At 35.1% G+C, this 26,291-nt stretch carries 20 protein-coding genes, 2 tRNA genes and 1 rRNA gene (1 of these 23 running past the window's edge); 12 read left to right on the top strand and 11 right to left on the bottom strand.

The window, feature by feature from the left end:
* Positions 1 to 365: 365 nt before the first annotated feature.
* Complete coding sequence (locus RBH94_RS00245; protein WP_307881851.1) at positions 366 to 1,100, bottom strand: LytTR family DNA-binding domain-containing protein; 735 nt, start codon at positions 1,098 to 1,100, stop codon at positions 366 to 368.
* Positions 1,101 to 1,839: 739 nt separating this feature from the next.
* Here RBH94_RS00245 and RBH94_RS00240 point away from each other — a divergent pair.
* From RBH94_RS00240 to RBH94_RS00230, 3 genes are all read left to right on the top strand, one after another.
* Positions 1,840 to 4,482, top strand: a complete 2,643-nt coding sequence (locus RBH94_RS00240) for a glycoside hydrolase family 3 N-terminal domain-containing protein (RefSeq protein ID WP_307881850.1) — start codon at positions 1,840 to 1,842, stop codon at positions 4,480 to 4,482.
* Between the two features lie 303 nt (positions 4,483 to 4,785).
* Entirely contained in the window at positions 4,786 to 7,884 is a 3,099-nt protein-coding gene (locus tag RBH94_RS00235; protein WP_307881849.1) for a SusC/RagA family TonB-linked outer membrane protein, read from the top strand.
* A gap of 10 nt (positions 7,885 to 7,894) precedes the next feature.
* Positions 7,895 to 9,460: a SusD/RagB family nutrient-binding outer membrane lipoprotein gene (locus tag RBH94_RS00230; RefSeq protein ID WP_307881848.1), complete on the top strand. Its 1,566-nt coding sequence runs from the start codon at positions 7,895 to 7,897 to the stop codon at positions 9,458 to 9,460.
* A 96-nt stretch (positions 9,461 to 9,556) separates the two neighbouring features.
* Here the strand turns inward: RBH94_RS00230 and RBH94_RS00225 are convergent.
* Both RBH94_RS00225 and RBH94_RS00220 read right to left on the bottom strand, forming a co-directional pair.
* Positions 9,557 to 9,641: transfer RNA gene (locus tag RBH94_RS00225), tRNA-Leu, on the bottom strand.
* A 139-nt stretch (positions 9,642 to 9,780) separates the two neighbouring features.
* A tRNA-Lys gene (locus tag RBH94_RS00220) sits at positions 9,781 to 9,853 on the bottom strand.
* Between the two features lie 145 nt (positions 9,854 to 9,998).
* Between RBH94_RS00220 and RBH94_RS00215 the strand changes: the two genes are divergently transcribed.
* Positions 9,999 to 10,520 (top strand): shikimate kinase, encoded by a 522-nt coding sequence (locus RBH94_RS00215; RefSeq protein ID WP_307881847.1) that lies wholly within the window; start codon positions 9,999 to 10,001, stop codon positions 10,518 to 10,520.
* Here the strand turns inward: RBH94_RS00215 and RBH94_RS00210 are convergent.
* Together RBH94_RS00210 and RBH94_RS00205 are read right to left on the bottom strand one after the other, a co-directional pair.
* The gene (locus tag RBH94_RS00210; RefSeq protein WP_188223392.1) at positions 10,512 to 11,015 is read right to left on the bottom strand and encodes a phosphoribosyltransferase domain-containing protein; all 504 of its coding nucleotides are present in this window, start codon (positions 11,013 to 11,015) and stop codon (positions 10,512 to 10,514) included. The two genes, RBH94_RS00215 and RBH94_RS00210, sit on opposite strands and share 9 nt — an antisense overlap.
* A 32-nt stretch (positions 11,016 to 11,047) precedes the next feature.
* On the bottom strand, positions 11,048 to 11,419 hold the full coding sequence (locus RBH94_RS00205; protein WP_307881846.1) for an RNA-binding S4 domain-containing protein: 372 nt from the start codon (positions 11,417 to 11,419) through the stop codon (positions 11,048 to 11,050).
* A gap of 166 nt (positions 11,420 to 11,585) precedes the next feature.
* On the opposite strand from RBH94_RS00205, the gene RBH94_RS00200 reads away from it, so the two are divergent.
* On the top strand, positions 11,586 to 12,626 hold the full coding sequence (locus tag RBH94_RS00200; protein WP_307881845.1) for an FKBP-type peptidyl-prolyl cis-trans isomerase: 1,041 nt from the start codon (positions 11,586 to 11,588) through the stop codon (positions 12,624 to 12,626).
* A gap of 65 nt (positions 12,627 to 12,691) precedes the next feature.
* On the opposite strand, the gene RBH94_RS00195 is transcribed toward RBH94_RS00200, so the two are convergent.
* Positions 12,692 to 13,276 (bottom strand): outer membrane beta-barrel protein, encoded by a 585-nt coding sequence (locus RBH94_RS00195; protein ID WP_307881844.1) that lies wholly within the window; start codon positions 13,274 to 13,276, stop codon positions 12,692 to 12,694.
* 298 nt (positions 13,277 to 13,574) lie between these two features.
* Here RBH94_RS00195 and tgt point away from each other — a divergent pair, with 298 nt between their 5' ends.
* From tgt to RBH94_RS00170, 5 genes are all read left to right on the top strand, one after another.
* Positions 13,575 to 14,705 carry a tRNA guanosine(34) transglycosylase Tgt gene (gene tgt / locus RBH94_RS00190; protein WP_307881843.1) on the top strand — a complete coding sequence of 377 codons (1,131 nt, stop codon included), beginning with the start codon at positions 13,575 to 13,577 and terminating at the stop codon, positions 14,703 to 14,705.
* Positions 14,706 to 14,761: 56 nt separating this feature from the next.
* Positions 14,762 to 15,847, top strand: a complete 1,086-nt coding sequence (locus RBH94_RS00185) for an LptF/LptG family permease (protein ID WP_307881842.1) — start codon at positions 14,762 to 14,764, stop codon at positions 15,845 to 15,847.
* Positions 15,848 to 16,025: 178 nt separating this feature from the next.
* Positions 16,026 to 16,979, top strand: coding sequence for an acetyl-CoA carboxylase carboxyltransferase subunit alpha (locus RBH94_RS00180; RefSeq protein WP_307881841.1), 954 nt, complete (start codon positions 16,026 to 16,028; stop codon positions 16,977 to 16,979).
* A 169-nt stretch (positions 16,980 to 17,148) separates the two neighbouring features.
* Complete coding sequence (dnaB, locus tag RBH94_RS00175; RefSeq protein ID WP_188223399.1) at positions 17,149 to 18,690, top strand: replicative DNA helicase; 1,542 nt, start codon at positions 17,149 to 17,151, stop codon at positions 18,688 to 18,690.
* Positions 18,691 to 18,896: 206 nt separating this feature from the next.
* The gene (locus tag RBH94_RS00170) at positions 18,897 to 20,081 is read left to right on the top strand and encodes an asparagine synthetase B (protein WP_307883121.1); all 1,185 of its coding nucleotides are present in this window, start codon (positions 18,897 to 18,899) and stop codon (positions 20,079 to 20,081) included.
* A gap of 31 nt (positions 20,082 to 20,112) precedes the next feature.
* Here RBH94_RS00170 and RBH94_RS00165 read toward each other — a convergent pair whose 3' ends face one another.
* A complete protein-coding gene (locus RBH94_RS00165) occupies positions 20,113 to 20,565 on the bottom strand; it encodes a hypothetical protein (RefSeq protein WP_307881840.1) in 453 nt (150 codons plus the stop codon).
* A 121-nt stretch (positions 20,566 to 20,686) separates the two neighbouring features.
* Here RBH94_RS00165 and RBH94_RS00160 point away from each other — a divergent pair, with 121 nt between their 5' ends.
* A complete protein-coding gene (locus RBH94_RS00160) occupies positions 20,687 to 21,109 on the top strand; it encodes a secondary thiamine-phosphate synthase enzyme YjbQ (protein ID WP_307881839.1) in 423 nt (140 codons plus the stop codon).
* Positions 21,110 to 21,178: 69 nt separating this feature from the next.
* On the opposite strand, the gene rplT is transcribed toward RBH94_RS00160, so the two are convergent.
* The 4 genes from rplT to thrS all read right to left on the bottom strand — a co-directional run bounded on the left by rplT (position 21,179) and on the right by thrS (position 24,429).
* On the bottom strand, positions 21,179 to 21,523 hold the full coding sequence (gene rplT, locus RBH94_RS00155) for a 50S ribosomal protein L20 (protein ID WP_044626052.1): 345 nt from the start codon (positions 21,521 to 21,523) through the stop codon (positions 21,179 to 21,181).
* A gap of 103 nt (positions 21,524 to 21,626) precedes the next feature.
* The gene (rpmI, locus tag RBH94_RS00150) at positions 21,627 to 21,824 is read right to left on the bottom strand and encodes a 50S ribosomal protein L35 (protein WP_027138918.1); all 198 of its coding nucleotides are present in this window, start codon (positions 21,822 to 21,824) and stop codon (positions 21,627 to 21,629) included.
* A 92-nt stretch (positions 21,825 to 21,916) separates the two neighbouring features.
* Entirely contained in the window at positions 21,917 to 22,405 is a 489-nt protein-coding gene (gene infC / locus RBH94_RS00145; RefSeq protein ID WP_307883120.1) for a translation initiation factor IF-3, read from the bottom strand.
* Positions 22,406 to 22,494: 89 nt separating this feature from the next.
* Complete coding sequence (gene thrS / locus RBH94_RS00140) at positions 22,495 to 24,429, bottom strand: threonine--tRNA ligase (protein ID WP_307881838.1); 1,935 nt, start codon at positions 24,427 to 24,429, stop codon at positions 22,495 to 22,497.
* 894 nt (positions 24,430 to 25,323) lie between these two features.
* Here thrS and RBH94_RS00135 point away from each other — a divergent pair.
* Positions 25,324 to 26,291: ribosomal RNA gene (locus tag RBH94_RS00135) — 16S ribosomal RNA — on the top strand; it runs 550 nt beyond the window's last position.

The following is a 26,291-nucleotide window of genomic DNA, read 5'->3' as shown; positions in this document are numbered from 1 at the left end:
AAACAAAAAGTAATAAATGATATTTTAAATGACGTTAATGAACCAACGACGAAGCACCGTTGTCCGTAGTCGAAATTTTAATTTTAAGATGGATTCAATTTTTAGTTTTGAACACAGAAATGCAATAGAAAGCATTTAGGTATTGTAGTCTAAGAATATGTGTTTTTAAAAATTAAGGTAAATATGCCTTTAAATTTAAAAGACTTAAAATAATTTAAAAATAACTGTTTACTTGTTTAGTCAAGTAGATGTTTGTTATAAAGGTAACACCTATGTTATTTGAAAAATTTTTTGATTAGCATAATGTTTAGTTTGGTTAATATGAAAAATGGTCTATTTAAAATAGACCATTTTTTTTTTTTTTTTTAGATGTTTTGAATTCCGGATTCTAAAATTTTGTGTTTTACATCGTCTATATACGATCGTCCAAAGGCATATCGCATGCCTTCAATTTCAACGCTATTGCCTTCAACAGAATCTATTTTATTGATTGCAATAGTGTAAGATCTATGAATCCGAATAAACTCTTTTGGAGGCAATAGGTTTGTAAAATCTGTTAGTGTACTATGAATAATATATCGTCCGGTTTCGGTGTTAATTTTTAAATAATCTTTTAGGCTTTCAACAACTAAAATTTCATCTAAAAAGATTTTTTTCATTTTCTTTTTATCGATTTTAACAAAAATATACGGACGTTCATTTATGACTTCTAAAGGCTCTTTACTAATGGTTTTTAATTTGTTTTCAATCTTATTTACGGCCTTCATAAACCTAGGGAAGTTCACTGGTTTGATTAAATAATCTAAAACATCTAGTTCGTGCTCGAATGTTTCAATAGCGAATTCTCCGTAAGCACTCGTTATTATTAGTAAAGGAGGGTTTTGTAGGCTTCTAATAAAATTAATACCGTCTAATAAAGGCATTTTAATATCTAAAAAAATAACATCTACGTTATGGTTTTTTAGGTAGTTAAGTCCTGATATGGCATTGTTGAAAGTATTTTCAATTTGAAGACCTTCAACTTGGTTAATGTAGTTTTTAATTATGTTTATTGCCAGTGGTTCATCGTCAATAATTAAACACTTTAGATTCTTTTTCATCAATATTTTTCTTTTCTTTTTTTAGCTTTTCGAAAGCAGAAATCCAAAGAAACGTTTTAGGTTGCGATGGAGCGCAAAACCCTAGTGCTATATGTAAAATATAACTTTTTTGTTATTACTTCGTTGGAAGAGATGCTCTCTATTTTTTTCTATAATACTAGATTTCTTTAATTAGTATTGATAGAGTAGTAGTTTTTGGGTATAGAATCTATATGGCTAAGTTAAGTGAAAAATACATTGAAAGTTAGCTAATTAAATGATTTTAACTTTTTTTTTGTTTTTCAGAAAGGCTTGATAGCATTGTGTTTAGGGTAAAAACATATTGAAAAAAGAATTAATAAAAATAATTTTGTTAATCTAAAATCATAGCTAGAAAAACGTGTCTATTTTTAGTGTGTTTTCATTATTTTAAAAAAGCCCCACAATTTTTGTTTAATTGAAAAAAATAAAGTGATAAAATAAAAATTTGATTATTGGGTTGTGATTTTGTGTGTGCGTAAATTCTTGGTTTTTAAGGCATTGTTTGTATTGAAATGAATTTGGAATTTACAGTTTTTTAACCTTCATATTTGTTTTTATGTCATCCGTCTAAATAACTTTTTAGAACTAAGAAATTTACAAAAATTTAACATTTAGTAATTTATAGAGTCTAAATAATGTACTTTTTATGGTAGATTAAATATAGTAGTTACAATTTTTGGGGTATAGGTAGTATTAAGAAATAAAATTATTTAAATAAATGAAAAAGATAAAAATAGCATTTGTCGTTGTTTTTAGCGTGTCCTTTATGGGGTTTACTCAAAATTATCCGTATCAAAATTCAAGCCTTTCGGTAGAAGATCGTCTTAAAGATCTATTAGGTCGTATGAGTTTAGAAGAGAAGGTGCGCCAAATGGATATGTATAAAGGAGAGTTTTTTAAAGAAGATGAAGATTTTTCTAAATCGAAAACAAATGACAAAATAGGTGATTTGGGTGTTGGGGCTATTCATGATATTTATCCTCGTTCGGCTAAGATGATAAATGACCTTCAAAAAAATGTTATAAAAAATAACCGCTGGGGGATTCCTGCATTAATTATGTGTGAAATGCTTCATGGATATTTAGATGAAGGCAGTACAGCATTTCCTATGAATATTGGGCTTGGGGCTACTTGGGATACCGAACTTATGAAAAAAGTAGGCGGTGTTATTGGTAGTGAAGCTCGTGCGCATGGTGTACATTTTGGATTGGGGCCTGTATTAGGTATAGGCCGTGAACCAAGATGGGGGCGTGTGGCAGAAACGTTTGGTGAAGATACCTATTTGGCAGGAGAGCTTGGTCTGGCTATGGTGAATGGTATTCAGGGCGATACGCTGGCTTCAGATCGTTCTATTATAGCAGAGCCAAAACATTTTGCAGTACATAGTTATCCTCAGGCTGGAGGAAATTCATCACCGGTTATTGTTGGTGAACGCACTGCCAGAGAAGATTTCTTACCTGCATTTGAAAAAGTGTATAAGCTGGGAGGCGCATTGGGTGCTATGTGTGCTTATTCCGAGTTGGATGGCATTCCTTGTGCGGCTAATCATTGGCTGTTGACGGATGTTTTAAGAAAGGAATGGAATTTTAAGGGTATCGTGGTCTCCGATTTAGGAGCTATAAAATATATTCAAACCACCCACTATGTTGCAGATTCTCCAAAAGAAAGTATTCGTCAGGCGGTTTCGGCAGGAGTAGATATGCAGTTCTATGATTTTTCAAATGAATTTTGGCAAGAAACTATTATTGAATTAGTAAATGAAGGAAAACTATCAATGGAAGACATTAACCGAGCAGCAGGTGGTGTTTTGAGGCTTAAGTTTACATTAGGTTTATTTGAAAATCCGTATACTGAAAAAGGTTTAATTGAAGCTCGTTTTCATTCAAAGGAAAATCAAGAAATAGCTTTGGAAGCCGGTAGAAAATCAATCAGTTTACTTAAAAACCAAGACAAATTATTACCATTAAGTAAAGATTTAAAAACGATTGCCGTTATCGGGCCTAATGCAGATGCGTCTCGATTGGGAGGATATTCAGTAAAAAATAAAGTTGCCACAACGGTACTTGAAGGTATCACATCGGTGGCAGGAGAAAATACTAAAGTGCTTTATGAGGAAGGCGTACCGCTAATTGTTAAAGGACAAATAGTTCCATCGAAATATTTATTTACTCCAGACGGAAAACAAAACGGCCTAAAGGGGGAATATTTTAATAATAGAAAAGTGGAAGGAGAGCCTGCTTTAACGCGTATAGATAGCCAGTTACAATTCGATTGGCCTTGGAACCCGGGAGAAGGTGTTAATGATGATGATTTTTCAATTCGTTGGACAGGGTACATTCAGTCCGATACTTCTTTTGATGGATGGATTGGCTTAAGTTCTGATGATGGTATTAGAATGTGGATTGATGATCAGCTTGTTATTGATAATTGGACAAAAGGAGCTACGAGTATTGTCACAACTCCAAAAAATATTGAAGCAGGTAAAAAGTATAAAGTTCGCATAGAAATGTGGGAAGGAGGCTGGGGGGCCAGAGCTCACTTACGTTGGAATTTAGAAAAGATAAACTTACAACCAGCTATTGATATCGCAAAACAAGCAGATGTGGCTGTTGTAGTTTTAGGTGAATCACGAGAATTAGTAGAGGAAAATCGTGATGTGGCTACTTTAGATTTGCATGGGATGCAACAAGAGTTGATTGAAGCCATTCAAAAAACAGGAACACCGGTAGTATGTGTGCTTGTAAATGGCCGTCCACTTTCTGTTAATTGGATAAACGAAAATGTACCAGCTATTCTAGAGGCTTGGTTTCCGGGAGAAGCTGGAGGGCAAGCTGTAGCCGATGTGTTGTTTGGAAATTATAATCCGGGAGGACGATTACCAATTTCATTTCCTAAATCTGTAGGTCAGTTACCTATTTATTACAACCAAAAACCATCTGCCATTCATAGATATGTTAGCGAAAGTGAAAATCCGTTGTATACATTTGGTTACGGGTTGAGTTATACGACTTTCAAGTATTCAAATTTGGAATTAAGCTCAAATGAAATAGCAGTGAACGGTAAGGTTAAAGTAACTGTAGATGTTGAAAATACTGGGGATTATGATGGAGATGAAGTAGTTCAGCTTTATATTAATGATGTGTATAGTAGTGTCACAACGCCACATAAAACATTAAAAGGTTTTAAGCGTGTATTCATTAAAAAAGGAGAAACAAAACACATTGAATTTGAATTAACACCTGATGAACTCGCTATATGGAATCGTGATATGAAACATGTAGTAGAACCTGGCGATTTTGAAGTTATGGTTGGGGGAAATTCTAAAGATGTACTAAAGGCGAAGTTTAGGGTTGTGGAATAACCAGGCATAATAAAAAGTTTAAAAAGAAGGGCTAACCAAAGCAGGTTAGCCCTTCTTTTTTTGTTTTTAAACCATATTGAAAAGGAAGACTTATTTAAATAGAAGGAAAAGGATTATTTATTTGATAGGTTCATGAATATGCTGATTTAAAATGTTGAATGGTAGTAGCTTGTAATGTTACCAACGTCTTTTGAGCGTTGTCCGTGGTCGAAATAATGCATTTTTGAATGTTTTGTAGTTATAGATTTAACGCATTAATAACCTAATAATAAACGAGAAATTATTAACGCAAAAAATTTATTTATGATTCAAAATGTTTTAAAGCTACTGTTAGTATTTTGCATTTTAGGTATTCAAAATGCTTATGCACAAACTACAGTTACAGGAACAGTAACAGATGCTAATAGTAGTGTCCCATTACCTGGGGCGAGTATTGTGGTGAAAGGAACATCAAATGGAGTTTCTACAGATTTTGATGGGAATTACAGTATTTCTATTTCAGAAGACGGTGTTACTATTGTTATATCTTATGTTGGATATGCCACAAAAGAAATAGTATATAACGGAGAGTCTGTACTAGATATTCAGTTGTCTGAAGATGCTCAAGCCTTAAATGAAGTGGTTGTAACTGCATTGGGTATTAAAAGAGAAAAAAAGGCAATTACCTATTCTGCTCAAAATGTAAGTATGGATGAGGTGTCAGAGGCTCGGTCTTTGAACGTTTCAAACTCACTTTCAGGAAAAGTGGCTGGACTGAACTTTTCAACCACCTCAAATGGTGTGGGTAGTGCTTCCAGAATTACTTTAAGAGGAAACAGATCGTTAACAGGAAATAATCAGCCTTTATATGTTGTAGATGGTGTGCCAATTAGTAATGGTAGTTCAAATGGTAACCCAGACATCGATACTGGGGGAACAACCCAACCAGACGGTATTTCCAACCTTAATCCTGAAGATATTGAATCGATGACGGTTCTTAAAGGACCATCGGCAGCAGCGCTTTATGGAACGCGTGCTAGTAATGGTGTTATTGTAATTACCACTAAATCTGGAGCTGGTTCAACAGGTACAAAGGTTTCGTTATCGTCTAACTTTATGGCTTCGTCGGCTTATAATTTATTAGACTTGCAAAATGAGTATGGGCAGGGAACAAACGGAATTTATAACCCTACTTCTCAGTATAGCTGGGGAGGTCGATTAGATGGAAGCCAAGTGTCTTCATGGCAATTAGTAAGAAATCCAGATTACGATGGTCCGGCAACTTATAGTTATGCTGCGCAACCAGATAATGTTATAGATTTCTTTCAAACAGGATATAATTTAGCAAATACTGTATCGGTGACAACAGGAAATGAGAAAACTCAAGGTTATTTCTCTTACACTAATACAATAGCAGAAGGTATTGTTGGCGGTAATAAATTAAACAGACATAATTTAAACCTAAGGTTAACAAGTCAATTAACTGATAAGTTATCGTTAGATGTAAAAACAAATTACATAGTACAGAATATCGATAATATTTTAAGAACAGGAGAAGAGTCTGTAGGAACAGCAGCTTACTTGATGCCTCGTAGTATAGCTTACAATCAATATAAAGATTTCGAATATTTTGATGCTCAAGGTCAACGTTACGTAAATTACTTTATAGATGAGGTTGGTGCAGCAGGAGGAAACCCATATTGGGCTGCATTGCGTGATGATGATCGTGATGATGATAGAAACAGGTTTATAGGTTTCGCTTCCCTTAAATATGATTTTACTGATGCTTTGAGTTTTCAGGTTAGAACAGGTTTAGATCAAATGACAAATACAACCTTCAGAAATCGTTATGCAACTAATGCTTTTAATAACGATTTAGGGTCGTATAGTGAATCTTATGAAAAAGTAAGAGAATTTAATACAGATGCCTTATTGTCTTATAATAACACGTTTGGTGATTTTTCTGTTGGTGTTAATGTTGGTGCAAATATGTTAAAACAAACGAACAGTTCTTTAGGTTCTGGAGGTGTGTTAAGTAGAAGAAACTTTTTTGCTTTAGCAAACGTAGAGACTATCTCTTCAACGTCAACAATCTACGAGAAGCAAATCAATTCTTTATATGGATTCTCTCAAATTGGGTATAAAAACTATTTGTTTTTAGATGTAACGGCAAGAAACGACTGGTCGTCAACTTTACCAGAGGCTAATAGATCTTTCTTTTACCCATCGTTTGGTCTTTCAGGAGTAGTCTCAGATATGGTAGAATTACCAGAAGCTATTACTTATGCGAAATTGAGAGCGTCTTATGCTGAAGTAGGTAATGATACCGATCCGTATCAGTTAAGTCCTCAGTTATCTTACATAGGAGGTAATGGAGGTATGTTATATGCTCAAACCACAGCTGCTAACCCTAATTTAAAACCTGAGATTTCCAGTTCTGTTGAGTTTGGAGCAGATTTAAGATTCTTTAGTAACAAGTTAGGTTTAGATTTCACGTATTTTAAAACGAATACAAAAAACCAAATTTTTAGTATAAACACACCTGAAGCTTCTGGATATTCCAGATCGGTTATCAACGGAGGTGAAATTCAAAATAAAGGTATAGAGCTTGTTTTAACAGCCACGCCTATTGAGACCGAGAATTTTTCTTGGGATGTAATGGCTAACTATGCATCGTATGACTCTGAAGTAATATCTATCTCAGAAGGTCGAGAAGAGTTAGTATTAGGTGAAGGACGTCTGGTAAGAAGTAAAGTAGTTAAAGGTGGTGAATATGGCGATTTATACATAAAAGGTTTTCAAAGAAATGATGATGGAGACATAATCGTTAATTCAGCCGGATTACCAATTGCAACAAACGATTTCGATGTGCTTGCAGGAAACTTTAATCCAGACTGGACTGCTGGTTTAAAAAATAGTTTCAGATACAAGGATTTCTCCTTAAGTGTATTATTTGATTTCAGAATTGGAGGCGAGGTTATCTCTTATACACAGGCTAGACAAGCAGGTATGGGAGTAAGTTCTTTAACATTAGCTGGTCGAGAAAATGGTTTTGTTGTAGATGGTGTTGTTGATAATGGAGATGGAACATACTCTCAAAATACAACTAGTGCAACAGCAGAACAATACTGGACAGAAATAGGGCAGAGAACTCCTGTTGCAGAAGATTTTATTTATGATGCCACAAATATTAGGTTAAGAGAAGCTGTTTTAGGGTATTCAATGCCTAAAAGTATGTTAGAAAAGTCTCCGTTTTCTAGTATAGATATCTCTTTAGTTGGTAGAAACTTATTCTTTGTCCTAAATGAAGCTAAATATTTTGACCCAGAACAAGGTGCCGGAACAGGAAACTTACAAGGAATAGAATCATTCAATATTCCTTCAACAAGAGATTACGGAGTTAATGTGAAATTTGGATTTTAATAAAAATATTATGAAGTTGACTAATAAAATATATACAATAGCCACATCTTTGGCATTGATGTTTACAAGTTGTACAGACGATTTCGACAACTTAAATACAAATAGTAATACGCTTACCGCAGACCAGTTAGATGCGACTTTAGCAGGGCCTTCTTTTGCATCTGCATTATACGCAGGAATACATAACGGCTCGTATTCTTCTCCTGGAGTTGACGATCAGGGAACCTGGGGTATTGCTACAGGAATTATTTCCTCTCAATTTGTGCATTATATGAATACAGGATACGGAACCGACAGAAATGCTTTTAGTGGTTTCGAAGCTCGCGGATGGTTGCGTTTTTATACTGTAGCAGTTCCTGCATTAAACAATGCAATTATAGCTTCAGAAGGTGATGAAAATGCCCTGGCTGTACTTAAAATTTGGAAGGTGTTTATGTATAACCAAATGACCGATCATTACGGGCCTATACCTTATACAGAAGCGGGAAATGGTGAAGAAAATGTAATTTACGATAGTCAGGAAGATATATATGAAGACTTTTTTAATTTATTAGAAGAAGCCGAAACTACTTTAAGTGCAACTTCAGAAAGTACAGTAGGTTTATTTCAAATATCCGATCGCGTTTTTTATGGAGATATTGATAAATGGAAACGTTTTGGAAATAGCCTTAGATTGCGTTTAGCTTTAAGAATTTCAGATGTTCAACCATCAAAAGCGCAAACCGAAGCGGAAACAGCAGTAGCAAACGGAGTTATGGAATCTAACGACCAAAGTGCCTATTTTGCTGTTAGTAATATTACACCAAATAATTTAAATATGATTGTTAATAGCTGGGGGTATTACATGTCGGCTTCAATGGAAAGTATTCTAAAAGGGTATAACGATCCTAGAATGTCTATTTGGTTTTCAGAGACAGAAGATGAGGTGTTTCGTGGCCAACCAGCCGGAGGTTTGCAAGATCAATTTGGAATAACTGAATTTTCATCATTTAACAACGATGTCTTAGGTAACGACTACCAGGAAACAAAGAATATTGAAATCATGATGGCCTCTGAGTCATATTTTAACAGGGCAGAAGGTGTTTTGAATGGTTGGAATATGAATGGAGATGCACAAACATTATACGAGACAGGTATCCAGTTATCATTAAATCAATGGAATGTTACCGATACTTCAATCGTAACTGATTATTTAGCTGGAACTACTACTGGAGCACTACCGGAAATACTAAATACTTATCCTGATTTAGATTTAGCAACACCACCAGTAGATGTGCCAGTAGCTTGGAGTTCTGATGTAACCGAGCAACGTAAACAAATTGCTGTTCAAAAATACCTTGGATTATTCCCTGAATCTTGGGAGACCTGGGCAGATTTGAGACGCTCAGATGCAAATATCATTTATCCGCTGCTTTATACAGATAATAATGATGAAGGTGTTGGAACAAGTTTAATGAAGCGTGTAATATATGTATCGAATGAATACTCTTCAAATGGGGAGGCCGTTGAAGATGCTATAGTAAAATTAGGAGGTCCTGATACCGGAGGAACAAAACTTTGGTGGGATATAAATTAGGTATTCTTAATTAGGTTTAAAACGAAGAGGGGTAGTATTACCTCTCTTTTTTTTTTATCAAATTTAAAAAAAAGTACTAAAAGAAAAGTTAATAAGTGCGCACGAGAAGACTCGAACTTCCACATTCTAAGCGAATACCAGCCCCTCAAGCTGGCGCGTCTACCAATTCCGCCACGTGCGCTAAAACTATAAACTATATCGAATTAAGAACTCGATGTGTTTCAAAGAAAAACTAAAAACAAATTTATTTTTCTATTAACATCACTCACAACAAAGTGAGTAAAAATAAAAAAAGTTAAGCGAATGCTTAACTTTTTTTGTGACCAGGCTGGGGCTCGAACCCAGGACCCTTTCATTAAAAGTGAAATGCTCTACCAACTGAGCTACCTAGTCTTTAATTGTAAACCCTAAATTCTTAGCGTTTGCGGGTGCAAATATAAAACCTATTTTTATAAAAACAAGGGAAATTCTGAAGAAATTTTTGTTTTTTTGTGCTTCTAAAACATATGTTTTTAATAATCAATTTATAACCTTATCAATGATACTGATTTTAGTTGGATATATGGCTTCGGGAAAGTCTACTTTAGGAAGAATTTTAGCTGAAAAATTAGACTACGACTTTTTAGATTTAGATGATTATATAGAAGATCAAGAGCAGGCTTCGATTAGTTCTATATTTAAAAATAAAGGTGAAATTTATTTTAGGAAGGCTGAAACCAAATATTTAAAAGAACTCTTGGAGACCAAGACTGATTTAATTTTGTCGTTGGGAGGAGGTACACCATGTTACAGCAATAACATGCAGATTATTTTAGACGCTCCAAATGCTAATAGCGTCTACCTAAAAGCGTCTATTCCAACTTTAGTAAATCGGTTAAAAGGTGAAAAAGGAAAACGTCCATTGGTAGCTCATATAAAAACAGATGAGGAACTAACCGAATTTATAGGGAAACATTTATTTGAGCGCTCACCTTTTTATAGTCAGGCCAATGTTGTGTTACCAACCGATAATAAAACAACTAAAGAAATTATTGAAGAATTGAATTCGAAGCTATTCTAAAGTAGCTTCGAATTGGTTTCCATTTAGTTCCACATTTACATGTTCATGTAGTGAGGTTGATAAGGAAATACCTTTAAAATCTGCTTTTACAGGATATTTTTTGTGATTCCTGTTAATTAAAACGGCTGTTTTAAATTGTTTTAAAGGAACGTTTAAAAAGTGTTTAACACCATAAATTAGTGTGGTTCCGGAATTTAAAACATCATCAACAAGAACTAAAGACTTGTTTTCGTATTCTTCAGGAGTCAGCGATGTTTTTATCTCGTTTTGAGGCTGTTTTTTATCGATACTTACTTTGCATAAAACCACATTAATCTCTGAAATATCATCAAGTATGGCTTTTAGTTTTTCAGCAAAAATATACCCATTACTATCAATACCAGCTAAAATAACTTCAGTTTCATAAACATTGCTTTCATAAATTTGAAATGCAATACGTCTTATTTTATGAATGATTTCCTCGTGGTTTAAAATGACATTGTTTGTAACATGCATAATCAATAGTGTGTTAAATTGAGAGGGTAAAATTACTCATTTTCGGTTGTAAAATCATCAATATCGCGTCTATCTTTTTTGGTTGGTCGTCCAAAACCTTTTTTCCTGTAATAGTCTTTAGCGTATTTTAAAAGTTCTTGCGCCTCAAATTGTTCTTTAGGGGTAATATCTGTTCTGTAAATATCAACTAGCTTGGCACCTACACGACTTTCGGGAACATCGTTTACTTTAAGTTTATAGTTTATTTGATCTTTTCTTAACTCAACAATGTCTGTAGCATAAACCTCTCTACTGGGTTTAACCACATCTCCATTTATTTTTACTTGTCCTTTCTTGCAGGCAGTCGTGGCAATGCTTCGAGTTTTATAATATCTCACACACCATAAGTACTTATCTATACGCATATCTTAATTCTAAAAACTACGTTAACCATATATGCAAGATTGCATTAAAATTGTATCTTGCGTGCTCAAAAATAAAGAATATTAAAACACTGGTATAAAAAAAGCGATGCTTTTAAAGAATTAAGACCAATGTTTAAATACCCAAATAAATAAAAAAAAACGTTGCATGAAATTTAAAAAATTGAGTTTGTTAGCCTTGTGCTTAGCTGTTGGTTTTGTGTCTTGTAAAAAAGATGATGAATCTGAAGTTGCTGTAATTCCACCGAGAGACCGTACAGAACAACAAGCTGCAGACATGGATTCTTTACAAGTCTATTTACAGAGTCATTACTATAATAAAGCTGAGGTTGAAGCAGCTTTGCCTAATGTGGGTATTAATGATATTAAAATTATTGAAATTACAGGGGATGAGACGGTGCCTGATGGTTACGAGTTATTAGAAACTGCTGTTGGAGCTCCAATAGATACTACTTATGCTGATACAGAGTATCAATATTATGTTCTTAAAATAAATCAGGGCGGTGGATATAATTCACCAACAATAGCCGACGATATTCAAATTCTTTATGAGGGATTTTCTTTAAACGATGTGGTGTTTGATGGCAAATATTATCCGGATAGCAATCCTTTAGATTTAATAAGTTTAATTCCTGGTTGGCGTTTTGTTATTCCTAAATACAACACATCCGAGAGTTTTTCTGACAATGGAGACGGTACGGTAAGTTTTAGTAATTCGGGTGTTGGAGTTATGTTTTTACCTTCAGGATTGGCTTATTTTTCTAGTGCTACCGGAGGTATTGCAGCATACTCACCGCTAGTGTTTAAGTTTGAATTATTGCAAATGGGGCAGAATGACCATGATAATGATGGAGTGCCATCTTATTTAGAAGGCCTAACTGAGAATACCGATGAAGATACTTATGCTGATGCCTATGGATATGTATATCCTAGATATGATTATTTAGATACAGATGATGATGGTGATGGCGTACTAACTAAAAATGAGATAACATTACGTAAAGTTACCGGTCTTACTGTTGAAGAGGTTAAAATGGAACCCTTAGATGCTGATGAAGTTTTATTGAATTATATAGGAAGAGATAGTGAAGGGCAGTATGTAGGTACTGTTTTAAAACTTTATGATTCTAATGGCGATGGAACACCCGATTATTTGGATTCTGAAGCAACAACAAATCGTAATGAATAATAACTATAACAAACTATAAAAAAAGCCTCGCAATCGCGAGGCTTTTTTTATAGTTTGACAATGATTTAAATCAATAAAGAAAGACTCAATATTAATTGGTCTGGTCTTGTGGCAATTCTGTTTGTGCTAATCCCGTTGTTGTCTAAGAACGTAGCTTCGTTATCACTAAAACCGCGTTCGTAACGTAAATCAAGTCCAACTTTTTTAAAGTTAACACCAATACCAAAGTTTAGTCCAACAGTTAAATCTTTATCGACATCATCAATAGTAATATTTTCAAATTCAGTATCTAGAATATATTGAAATGCAGGTCCAGCAAAGACATTAAGAGGTCCAATGACTTTTACACCAACTAATAACGGAACATCAAGTTTTTGCATTTTAAAGCTATCGTCGTTATAGTCACTTTTCGTACTGGTATAAACAACTTCTGGTTTAAAAAAGATTTGATTTCCCACTTTACCAAACAAACCAATATGGAATCCCACATTTCTGTCTGGGTGTTGGTAGTTGTCGCTTATAGCTTCAAAATAATCACCGTTAGCATTGTAGTTCAGTCCTCCTTTTATACCAAAGCCTGGAACAGATTGGGCAAAAGCAGTAATAGACAAAGCTGTTAATAGTAGTAAAAAAAACAGGTTCTTTTTCATAAATAGTTTTTTAGGGTTCATAATAATTTAAAAACGATATTATATGTTTTATAGTATCCTTACTCTTATCAATATACGAGCCAAAAGTGTTTAAAAGTTCAAAAATCATTTAAATTAAAGAAAGGAAGTAAGTTGTTTTAGTAAAGTTTTTGAAATGATTAAAAGGGTAAGTGTTTGATATTGAAGAAAACATTTCGGGATCGTCTTGATTATGGAGTAAATCATAAAACCAAGTGAAAAGTATAATTTAAAACTAAAAAAATATGTAGGTTTGCCCAACGGAAGAATAATTAGGTATATGCAATTCGAATTAAAAGCTAAAGATCCGCAAAGTCAGGCTAGAGCGGGCAAAATAACAACCGATCACGGGGTGATTGAAACTCCTATTTTTATGCCTGTGGGTACAGTAGCGACTGTTAAAGGGGTGCATCAAAGAGAGTTAAAAAATGATATTAACCCAGATATTATTTTGGGGAATACGTATCATTTATACTTACGCCCGCAAACTCATATTCTGGAACAAGCCGGTGGATTGCATAAATTCATGAACTGGGACCGCAATATTTTAACGGATTCCGGTGGATACCAAGTATACTCGTTGTCTTCTAACCGAAAAATAAAGGAAGAAGGTGTTAAGTTTAAATCGCACATCGACGGAAGTTATCATACGTTTACACCAGAAAACGTTATGGAAATTCAACGTACTATTGGTGCCGATATAATTATGGCTTTCGATGAGTGTACACCATACCCATGCGATTATAATTATGCAAAGCGTTCTATGCATATGACACATCGTTGGTTAGATCGTTGTATTAACCATTTAGAAAAAACACCGTTAAAATACGGCTACGACCAGGCATTTTTTCCAATTGTTCAAGGAAGTACTTATAAAGATTTGCGACGACAATCGGCTGAATATATTGCTAATGCAGGCGCTGTTGGAAACGCTATTGGAGGACTTTCTGTGGGTGAACCAGCTGAAGAAATGTATGCGATGACTGAAGTGGTTACCGAAATTCTTCCGGAAGATAAACCACGTTATTTAATGGGTGTTGGTACACCAATCAATATTTTAGAAAATATTGCGTTAGGTATAGATATGTTTGATTGCGTAATGCCAACACGTAATGCTAGAAATGGTATGTTGTTTACCGCTCACGGTACTATAAACATTAAAAACAAAAAGTGGGAAGCCGATTTTTCTCCAATTGATGAAATGGGCATCACTTTTGTTGATACCGAGTATTCTAAAGCATATTTACGTCACTTGTTTTCTGTTAATGAATATTTAGGAAAGCAAATAGCAACCATTCACAATTTAGGATTTTATTTATGGTTGGTTCGCGAAGCAAGAAAACATATATTAGCAGGAGATTTTAGAACCTGGAAAGACCAAATGGTGAAACAAATGGACAAGCGTTTGTAAATAAAACGGATTCTAAAGATTTAAAACCTCAAATACGGACTTAATAAGTTAAGCGTGTGAAAATATTAGATTGGTACATTTTAAAACGATATTTATTTACATTTTTTATGATGCTTTTGCTGTTTGTACCAATTGGTATAACGGTGCATTTAGCTGAAAAAATTGGAAAAATTTTAGAAAATGAGGTTCCAATCGGTGAAGTCCTGCTGTATTTCTTAGATTTTACCATCTATTTTGCGCATCTGCTTTTCCCATTATTTTTATTCCTGTCTGTAATATGGTTTACATCCAAACTGGCAAATAATACTGAGGTGATTGCCTTTTTAAGTTCGGGAGTGTCATTTTACAGGTTTTTGCGTCCATATATGATTGGGGCAACTATTGTAGGCATTCTGTCTATTGTATTAGGCTTGTATTTGGCGCCTATGGCAAGTCAAGGGTTTAACGACTTTTCATATAAATATTTTAAGAAAGGAAAAAGTGCCTATGATGGTGCCAATGTAGATTTGTTCCGCCAGATTAACGATAACGAAATGATTTACGTAAGTAGTTTCGATGTTAAAAATAAAAACGGAAGTAACTTTACTTTAGAGCATTTTGAAAATAATAAGTTAACCTACAAAATTACCGCTAACAGTATTAGATATATTGAAGAAGATACGACGTATAGGTTAGTAAATTATGTAAAGAGAACCATTGGAGAAAATGACGATATTCTTGAGGAGATAGAAAGGCGAAAGGACACATTATTTCCTTTTAAGGTCGATGATTTAACACCTGAAATTTATGCTGCAGAGGTAAAGCCTTATGGCGAATTAAAACGTTTTATAGCTAAAGAAGAGGCCAGAGGCTCATCTAATGTTGGGCGTTTTAAGTTAGTATTATATAAAAAATGGAGTTTGCCTGTATCTGTATTCATCTTAACCATTATTGCCGTGGCGGTTTCATCTATGAAACGTCGAGGTGGTATGGGGGTTAATCTGGCTATTGGTATCTGTATTGCTATGGTATTTGTCTTTTTCGATAAAATTTTCGGAGTTATGGCAGAGCAGTCCGATTTCTCTCCAATTATAGCCGCATGGTTTCCTAATGTGGTATTTGCTGTGTTATCAATTTTCTTATTACAAAAGGCGAAACGATAAGTGTTTCAGCCAAAGTATTTACGCTAAAGCATTAAATCTTTCGTAGTTTATTAGAGATTGATTAATTTTGCATTGTAATTAACGAGAACCAATAATTCATGTTTTTTCTTAGTTTAAAATGAAAAAATATGTAGGTTTGTAGGCTAAAATAAATAAACAGCCATAATAAAAAATTCTTATGGAATATTTAGAATTTGAACTCCCTATAAAAGAATTAGAAGAGCAACTTCAAAAATGTAGAGTCATTGGAGAAGAGAGCGAAGTAGATGTTACAGAAACCTGTAAAAACATCGAATCCAAATTAAAGGAAACTCAAAAAGATATCTATAAAAACTTAACACCATGGCAGCGTGTTCAGTTATCACGTCACCCTAACAGACCTTATACTTTAGACTATATTAAGGCTATTTGTGGAGATACGTTTTTAGAACTTCACGGCGATAGAAGTTTTAAAGATGATAAAGCGATGATTGGTGGTTTAGGTAAAATTGGAGATCAAAGTTTTATGTTCATTGGTCAGCAAAAAGGCTACAATACTAAAACGCGTCAATACAGAAACTTTGGAATGGCTAACCCAGAGGGTTACCGTAAGGCACTTCGTTTAATGAAGTCTGCTGAGAAGTTCGGAATCCCTGTGGTTACGTTATTAGATACACCTGGTGCTTACCCTGGATTAGAAGCTGAAGAGCGCGGACAAGGAGAAGCTATTGCCAGAAATATATTAGAAATGACTCGCCTAAAAGTGCCTGTAATCACTATTGTAATTGGAGAAGGTGCTTCGGGAGGAGCATTGGGTATTGGTGTTGGTGACGTTGTATTAATGTTAGAAAACACTTGGTACTCTGTTATCTCACCTGAATCATGTTCATCAATTTTATGGCGTAGCTGGGAGTATAAAGAGCAAGCAGCCGAAGCTTTAAAATTAACAGCTAGCGATATGAAGAAATTAAAGCTGGTTGATGAAATTATTAAAGAGCCTCTAGGTGGCGCTCACAGAGATAAAGAGAAGACTTTCAAAACTGTTAGTAATACTATCGTTAAAGTTTTTGAAGACCTTAAAAACTTATCACCAGATGAGTTAGTATCTCAGCGTATGGAAAAATATTCCAACATGGGAGTATTTAAAGGGTAGACCTTGTAAAATCAACATAGATAAAAATCTGAAGTGTCTAACTTCAGATTTTTTTTGTGGTTATTCACAATTTTTATAAGTTATTAACAGTTAGATTGTTAACTATTGGTTAATAATCAGAATCGATTTTCTGTTCGTTAAAAGATTCATTTTAGTTACATTCGTACACATGAAACAACCCGACCAAATTAAAGGATATAGAGTAGACAAGAGCACCCTTATCAACCTTGAAAAAGGAAAAATACCTCCTCAAGCTATTGATTTAGAGGAAGTTGTGTTAGGGGCAATGATGATTGATAAAAAGGGTGTTGATGAAGTAATTGATATTTTAAGTGCTGAAGCATTCTATAAAGAATCCCATCAGCATATTTTTTCGGCAATCTTCCAGTTGTTTGAAAATAGTGAACCAATTGACTTATTAACCGTTTCAACACAGTTAAAGAAGAATGGGAAGTTAGAATTGTCTGGCGGTGATTTTTACTTAATTTCTTTAACGCAGAAAGTGTCATCTTCAGCACATATCGAGTTCCATGCTCGTATTATTTTACAGAAATTCATTCAGCGTAGTTTAATTAAAATTTCAAATGAAATTATTGAAGACTCTTACGATGAAACCAAAGATGTATTTGATTTATTAGATAATGCTGAAGCTAAATTATACGAAGTTACTCAAGGAAATATTAAGAAATCAAGTGAATCTGCGCAGGATTTAGTTATTCAGGCGAAGAAAAAAATTGAAGAGATTTCCAATAAAGAAGGTTTAAGTGGTATCCCAACAGGATTTACTAAACTGGATAAATTAACCTCGGGTTGGCAACCATCCGATTTAATTATCGTCGCTGCGCGTCCAGGTATGGGTAAAACTGCCTTAACGTTATCCATGGCGAGAAATATTGCGGTAGATCAAAATATCCCGGTAGCGTTTTTCTCTTTAGAGATGGCATCGGTACAGTTAATTACACGTCTTATTTCTAGCGAAACCGGATTGTCTTCTGAAAAATTAAGAACCGGTAAATTAGAGAAACACGAGTGGGAACAGTTAAATGTAAAGGTTAAGGACTTAGAAAAAGCGCCGCTTTATATTGATGATACACCATCGTTATCTATTTTCGATTTAAGGGCCAAGGCGCGACGTTTATCTTCACAACACGGCATCAAGTTAATCATGATTGATTACTTACAGTTAATGACCGGAGGTAGCGCACATGCCGGTAACCGTGAGCAGGAAATTTCCATGATTTCGCGAAACCTAAAAGCATTGGCTAAAGAGTTAATGGTACCTGTAATTGCGCTTTCTCAGTTATCTCGTGCTGTTGAAACACGTGGAGGAAGTAAACGTCCGTTATTATCAGATTTACGTGAATCTGGAGCGATTGAGCAGGATGCCGATATTGTAAGTTTTATTTATCGTCCTGAGTATTATAAGATTGATGAATGGGATGACGAAGAACGTTCGCCAACCGAAGGTCAAGCCGAGTTTATTATCGCAAAACACCGTAATGGTGGATTAGAAAATATTAGATTGAAATTCTTAGGACACTTAGGTAAGTTCGATAATTTGGACGATTTTGATTCGCCGTTTGAATTCCATTCTAAAATGAATGATGGAGGCGGAGAGGATAACTTTAGTTCTAATAACTTTACAGCAAGTCCAGATCAGGCTTTCGGAAGTTCATTTAATGATGATAACGATGACGAAGTGCCATTTTAACAGATAATCTTTTGGTTAAAAAGAATTCTTCAAAAATATTTTAAGTATCTTTAAGTTTAAAATATACCGAAGATAAATGCATGAAATTAGTTTTGTGTATTTATCTTCGGCTTTTAAATACCATTTAACTTTTGAAAAAGATACTGTTTACATTTCTTTTTATTTGCTTGGGCTTACAAGCCTTTGCTTCATATATTCTTATTCCAATGGATGCGGAAGGCCAGAAAAACCATTTAAAGGCCTACGGATTAACGTATTGGATTCTTACCAAAGACCAAAAAGTAAAGTGGTTACTTAATTACCGTGGAGGTTCGTTTTTGTTGCCAGATTCAGAAACTATTCAACGTGAATGCCAGATTCGAGGCGTTTCTTTTGAAGTGTTATCAGATGCTAAAACCGAAAGTATTCTTGAGGAAATAAGCAGTCCGAGCCAGAATATGGAAGCCGTGGTTTTAGAAAAGGCTCCTAAAGTTGCAGTTTATACGCCAAAGGGTAAATTACCATGGGATGATGCGGTAACCATGGTGTTACAGTACGCAGAAATCCCATATGAAACGATTTATGATGAAGAAGTGCTAAATGATGGTTTGTTGCTATTTGATTGGCTGCACTTACATCATGAGGATTTTACGGGACAATATGGGAAATTTTATGGGGCGTATAAAGCGGCATCATGGTATATTGAAGAGAAAAAGGAAGCTGAGGCTTTGGCTACAAAATTAGGATATAGTAAAGTGTCTGATGAAAAACTTGCAGTTGCTTTAAAGATTCGAGACTATGTTGTTGGAGGTGGATTTATGTTTGCAATGTGTAGTGCGACTGATAGTTTTGATATAGCCTTATCGGCTGAAGGAATTGATATCTGTGAACCTATGTTTGATGGTGATGCCAGTTCTCCCGGATACCAAAATAAAATTGATTATAACCGAACATTTGCGTTTACTGATTTTACCTTGGAACGTAATCCTAACATATATGAGTTTTCGTCGATAGATATGACCAGAAAACGAATGATTCATAAATCTACAGATTACTTTTCATTAATGGAATTTTCTGCAAAATGGGACCCGATTCCTACCATGTTATGTCAAAATCATACGGCGTTAGTAAAAGGTTTTATGGGGCAAACTACTTCGTTTACCAGAGATGAGATAAAATCGAATGTATTGGTGATGGGAGAAACGAAATCTAATGGAGAAGCCAAATACATTCATGGTATAAAAGGAAAAGGCTTTTTTACGTTTTACGGCGGGCACGATCCGGAAGATTATCAGCATCGTGTTGGAGATGCCAAGACCGAGCTCGATTTGCATCCTAATTCACCAGGATATCGTCTGATTTTAAATAATATCTTATTTCCTGCGGCTCGCAAGAAAAAACAAAAGACCTAATAGCTTGTCAACTATTAGGTCTTTTTATTGCTTACTCTTCATAAATAATGACACGTTCAAAGGTATAGATATAGCCATCGGCAGCCTCGCCACTAACGGTTATGTTTTGGTCTATGACCATTTCATTTTCACTATTGTTGATAATTAAATTTCCAAATTCAGTATTATTTACAAGCAGAAACTGGTTTGAATCCTGTTCTGTAACACTAAAACTGTAAACGCCACTATCAAAACCGTCCTCAATAGTATCATCATTGTTTGTATTGGTTATGGTTAGTGAACCATATTCCTCATTAAAGATCCAGATAATCTCATTTAATTCGAAATTATTATCAACTCCGGCAAGACCTCCAAATACGTTGGTTAGATGCCATTCTATGCTAATGATATTTGGTAAATTAGAATCTGTATTGCTGTCGCTCTCAATACTGCAGTTGATCAAGGTTAAGCATGCAATTAATAAGATGTAAATCTGTTGTTTCATTTTCTTTTTCAATTTATTTATAGATGTAATAAAACGAATAAGGTTGCGTGTTTATGACAAAAAAATATCCGTTTTTTTAAATTTTCATTTTAATTTAGCGTCATTATAAAATTATAATAGAATGAAAGTTTTTCAAAAAGAAATACGTTTAAAAGCTTATCCCAGAGGTTTTCACTTAATTACCGATACGGTTTTAGAAGCTATACCGGAAATTAAGGAGATTGAAGGAGGTCAGTTGCAGGTATTCATTAAACATACTTCGGCTAGTTTAACCATTAACGAAAATGCCGATTATACAGTTCGAGGTGATTTTGAAAGACATTTTAATGTTATGGTACCAGAAAATGCAACCTACTATCAGCACACTTATGAAGGTTCAGATGATATGCCAGCGCATATTAAAGCATCATTACTTGGACCTTCAGTACAAATACCAATAACCAAAGGAAAACCAAACTTAGGAATTTGGCAAGGTATTTATTTATGTGAGCACCGAGATTATGGCGGTGAACGCCGTTTGGTAATTACTGCCTTTGGCATATAAAAAAATCCGATTCGTGAGAATCGGATTTTTTATTAAGCGAATAATATGTTTTACAATAGGCGGAACGCCTTATTTTACTTTCTCTACTACAGCTTTAAAAGCCTCTGGGTTATTCATAGCTAAATCGGCTAAAACCTTACGGTTTAATTCGATATCGTTAGCTTTTAATTTCCCCATAAATTGAGAATAAGATAAACCATGTAAACGGGCTCCAGCGTTAATACGTGTAATCCATAATGCACGGAATGTTCTCTTTTTATTTCTACGGTCTCTGTACGAGTATTGCATCGCTTTATCAACCGCGTTTTTAGCTACTGTCCAAACGTTTTTACGACGTCCGAAGTAACCTTTAGCTTGTTTTAGAACCTTTTTTCTTCTGGCTCTTTTTGCTACAGAATTTACTGATCTTGGCATAATTTTAAATGTTTTTTGTAGTAGGCGGTAGACAACTCTACACTTTTTAATTTTGGCCTAACTCCAGGGTTTATAATTTATTTAATAACCGGTTAACACCGTATTACTTTAAACGTAACATGGTTTTAACATTGTTCTCATCCGCTTTATCTACTAAAGTGTCATGAGTTAAAGCTAACTTACGCTTTTTAGACTTCTTTGTTAAGATGTGACTTTTAAAAGCGTGTTTTCTTTTAATCTTACCAGTACCAGTTAACTTGAAACGTTTTTTGGCACTAGATTTAGTTTTCATTTTAGGCATCTTCTTTTCCTAGGTTTTAATTATTTCGCTTAATTATTGTTTCGAACTAAAATTGCTTTTAGTGTCTTAGTGTTCTAATTATATTTACCTAATTATTTTTTAGGTGCAATAAACATGGTCATACGTTTACCTTCTAGTTTAGGCATTTGTTCTACCTTACCATACTCCTCTAGATCTTGAGCTAAACGAAGCAATAAAATCTGACCTTGTTCTTTAAACACGATTGAACGTCCTTTGAAGAATACAAACGCTTTTAACTTAGCGCCTTCTTTTAAGAACTTTTCAGCGTGCTTTTTCTTAAATTCGTAATCATGGTCATCGGTTTGAGGACCAAAACGAATTTCTTTTATAACTACCTTAGTAGCCTTAGCCTTTAATGCTTTATCACGTTTCTTCTGTTCGTAAAGGAACTTTTTATAGTCCATGATTTTACAAACAGGAGGGTCTGCATTTGGAGAAATCTCTACTAAATCGAACTCTTGTTCTTCCGCTATTCTTAAAGCGTCTTTGGTAGAGTAAATTCCAACTTCAACGTTATCACCTACAAGGCGAACTTTAGGTACGTTAATTCTAGAGTTAATTCTGTGTTTATCCTCTTGAGATACCCTTGGTTTGGGCTGTGATTTTCTTCTAATTGCTATGGCTCTTAAATTTTTAGTTAAACTTTATTTTAAAACGGTTTTAGCGTTTTGCTTATTTCTTCATTTATAATTTTAGAGAAGTCTTCTACTGAGATCATCCCTAAATCTGCTCCACCATGTTGACGCACAGTGATTTTGTTTTCGTTTGCTTCTTGCTCACCAATAATAATCATATACGGGTGTTTTTGCATTTCGGCTTCACGAATCTTTTTCCCGATAGTCTCATTTCTATGGTCTACAAGGGCGCGAATTTCGTTATTTTCTAGCAAATTTAAAACTTTTTCGGCGTATTTTTCATATTTCTCACTAATTGACAGGATAATAGCTTGAGTTGGCATTAACCATAATGGGAAATTTCCAGCCGTATGTTCTAGTAAAATAGCGATAAAACGCTCCATACTACCAAAAGGTGCACGGTGAATCATTACCGGACGGTGTAATTCGTTATCACTGCCTTTATATGTTAAGTTGAAACGCTCTGGTAAATTGTAATCTACCTGAATGGTTCCTAATTGCCATTGGCGACCAAGGGCATCTTTAACCATAAAGTCAAGCTTTGGTCCGTAGAAAGCAGCTTCTCCGGTTTCGATAACGTAGTTAAGACCCTTGTCTTTAGCAGCGTTAATAATAGCTTGTTCTGCTTTCTCCCAGTTTTCAACGTTACCAATGTATTTGTCGGGATTTTCAGGATCCCTTACAGATACTTGTGCTGTAAAGTTTTCAAATCCTAATGATCCGAATACATAAAGCACTAAATCGATAACATTTTTAAACTCTTCGTCTAACTGATCTGGTGTACAAAATAGGTGAGCATCATCTTGAGTAAAGCCTCTTACTCGAGTTAACCCATGTAATTCTCCACTTTGCTCATAACGGTAAACCGTACCAAATTCAGCATAACGCTTTGGTAAATCTTTATAAGACCATTGACTGTTGTTGTAAATCTCACAGTGGTGAGGACAGTTCATTGGTTTTAATAAAAATTCTTCACCTTCCTTAGGTGTGTTTATAGGTTGGAAACTATCGGCACCATATTTAGCATAGTGACCAGAGGTTTCGTATAATTCTTTTTGTCCGATATGTGGTGTAACCACCATTTCGTAACCAGCTTTCTTTTGAGCCGATTTTAGGAAGTTTTCTAAACGCTCGCGTAAAGCAGCACCTTTAGGTAACCATAAAGGTAGCCCTTGACCAACGCGAGGAGAGAAGGTAAATAACTCTAATTCTTTACCTAGCTTTCTATGGTCACGTTTTTTAGCTTCTTCAAGTAGCTCTAAATATTCCTTAAGTTCCTTTTGTTTCGGGAACGAAATACCATACACACGTGTTAATTGTGGTTTGTTTTCATCACCTCTCCAATACGCACCGGCAACACTTAATATTTTTACAGCTTTAATAATGCCTGTATTTGGTATGTGCCCACCACGACATAAATCGGTAAATGTCGAATGGTCGCAGAAGGTAATGGTACCGTCTTCCAGATTCTCAATTAATTCTGTCTTAAACGGATTGTCTTTATAAAGATCTAAAGCTTCAGCTTTAGTTGCCGAACGCATATTAAAATCGTGCTTCCCTCTGGCAATCTCCAGCATTTTAGTTTCAATAGCTTTAAAGTCCTTTTCAGAAACGGTGTGCTCACCAAAATCAACGTCGTAATAGAAACCATTATCAATCGCAGGACCAATAGTTAATTTCGAGCCTGGATATAATTCTTCAATGGCTTGTGCTAATACGTGCGCAGACGAATGCCAGAAAGCTGTTTTACCAGCTTTATCATTCCATGTATACAAAACTAACGAGCCATCGGTGGTTAAAGGGGTTACCGTTTCAATTGTTGTACCATTAAAACTAGCCGAAATCACGTTTCGGGCAAATCCTTCACTAATGCTTTTAGCGACATCCATAGGTGTAACGTTCGCTTCATACGATCGTACACTTCCGTCGGGCAATGTTATATGTATCATAAAATAATTTAAATTCGACTGCAAAGATAATAGGATAAAAAAAGACATACAATATATATGTATGTATAATTTTATTAAAATGGTGGAGTAGGGCGTTCCCCTTCGCAATACTTCGGGTTGGGCTATCCATTATATCTTTTTATGCTATTATATATAATAGTGTAATAAGTGGTATTTATTATACATATATAACAAAGAAAGTAGGGAGCAAGCATAAAAAGGATGTCATTCCTATCCCTAACGCAGAAATCAACTTTATATAGTGTATAGTAGAGACATTATTATATCTATTTATTTATATACTATAAAGAATGTTTAAGCTTGATTGTAATTTAAATCAGTGTTAACTCATTGAGAATAAGCTTGGGGTAAAAAAGATTCAAAAAAAGGTTTAAAAAAGTTTGTTTGGTAGAGAAAAAGGGTGGTATATTTGCAGCCCGTTAGCGGCGAAGCTGCTAGGGTAAGTTCATAAAAAAGGTGGTGATACGAGGTTTAAATAGTTGGTTTTCAAACCAAATAAAAAAACTTCAAAAAAATATCAAAATACAGTTTGTAGAATTAAAAAAGGTTGTATGTTTGCAGCCGCAAAAATAGCGAGCGTTATGAGTAGCGAAGTTCTTATAAGATGTGTTGGTATGGTTGAGAAAAGCGGAGTTTAAGAGCTTTAAAATTTTTCTCAAAAAAAGTATCAAAACTATTGTGAGGTTAAAAAAAGGGTTTTATATTTGCACCCGCTTAACGAGGAAACGAGTTAAGGAACAAAGAGAAATAAGTTCATAAACATATTGAATTGACAGCGTAAAATAATAATTGGAAACGGTTATTATTGACTAAGAGAATAAACCATTTTGAGTACTAGAGATTCTAATTAGTTGTTAAAATATTTAAAATTTAACGATGAAGAGTTTGATCCTGGCTCAGGATGAACGCTAGCGGCAGGCCTAACACATGCAAGTCGAGGGGTAACAGGGTGCTTGCACCGCTGACGACCGGCGCACGGGTGCGTAACGCGTATACAATCTGCCTTGTACTGAGGGATAGCCCAGAGAAATTTGGATTAATACCTCATAGTATGTTCTAGTTGCATGACTTAAACATTAAAGGTTACGGTACAAGATGAGTATGCGTCCTATTAGCTAGATGGAGTGGTAACGGCACCCCATGGCGACGATAGGTAGGGGGCCTGAGAGGGTTATCCCCCACACTGGTACTGAGACACGGACCAGACTCCTACGGGAGGCAGCAGTGAGGAATATTGGACAATGGGCGCAAGCCTGATCCAGCCATGCCGCGTGCAGGAAGACTGCCCTATGGGTTGTAAACTGCTTTTATACGGGAAGAAACCACTCTACGTGTAGAGTCTTGACGGTACCGTAAGAATAAGGATCGGCTAACTCCGTGCCAGCAGCCGCGGTAATACGGAGGATCCAAGCGTTATCCGGAATCATTGGGTTTAAAGGGTCCGTAGGTGGAAGATTAAGTCAGAGGTGAAATCCTGCAGCTCAACTGTAGAATTGCCTTTGATACTGGTTTTCTTGAATCATTATGAAGTGGTTAGAATATGTAGTGTAGCGGTGAAATGCATAGATATTACATAGAATACCAATTGCGAAGGCAGATCACTAATAATGTATTGACACTGATGGACGAAAGCGTGGGGAGCGAACAGGATTAGATACCCTGGTAGTCCACGCCGTAAACGATGGATACTAGCTGTTCGGCTTTCGGGCTGAGTGGCTAAGCGAAAGTGATAAGTATCCCACCTGGGGAGTACGTTCGCAAGAATGAAACTCAAAGGAATTGACGGGGGCCCGCACAAGCGGTGGAGCATGTGGTTTAATTCGATGATACGCGAGGAACCT

It is taken from the genome of Aestuariibaculum sp. YM273 (assembly GCF_030908365.1).
Classification (GTDB): domain Bacteria; phylum Bacteroidota; class Bacteroidia; order Flavobacteriales; family Flavobacteriaceae; genus Aestuariibaculum; species Aestuariibaculum marinum.
The sequence above is the reverse complement of the archived record's forward strand: the minus strand, read 5'-3'. Positions and strand labels throughout refer to the sequence as shown.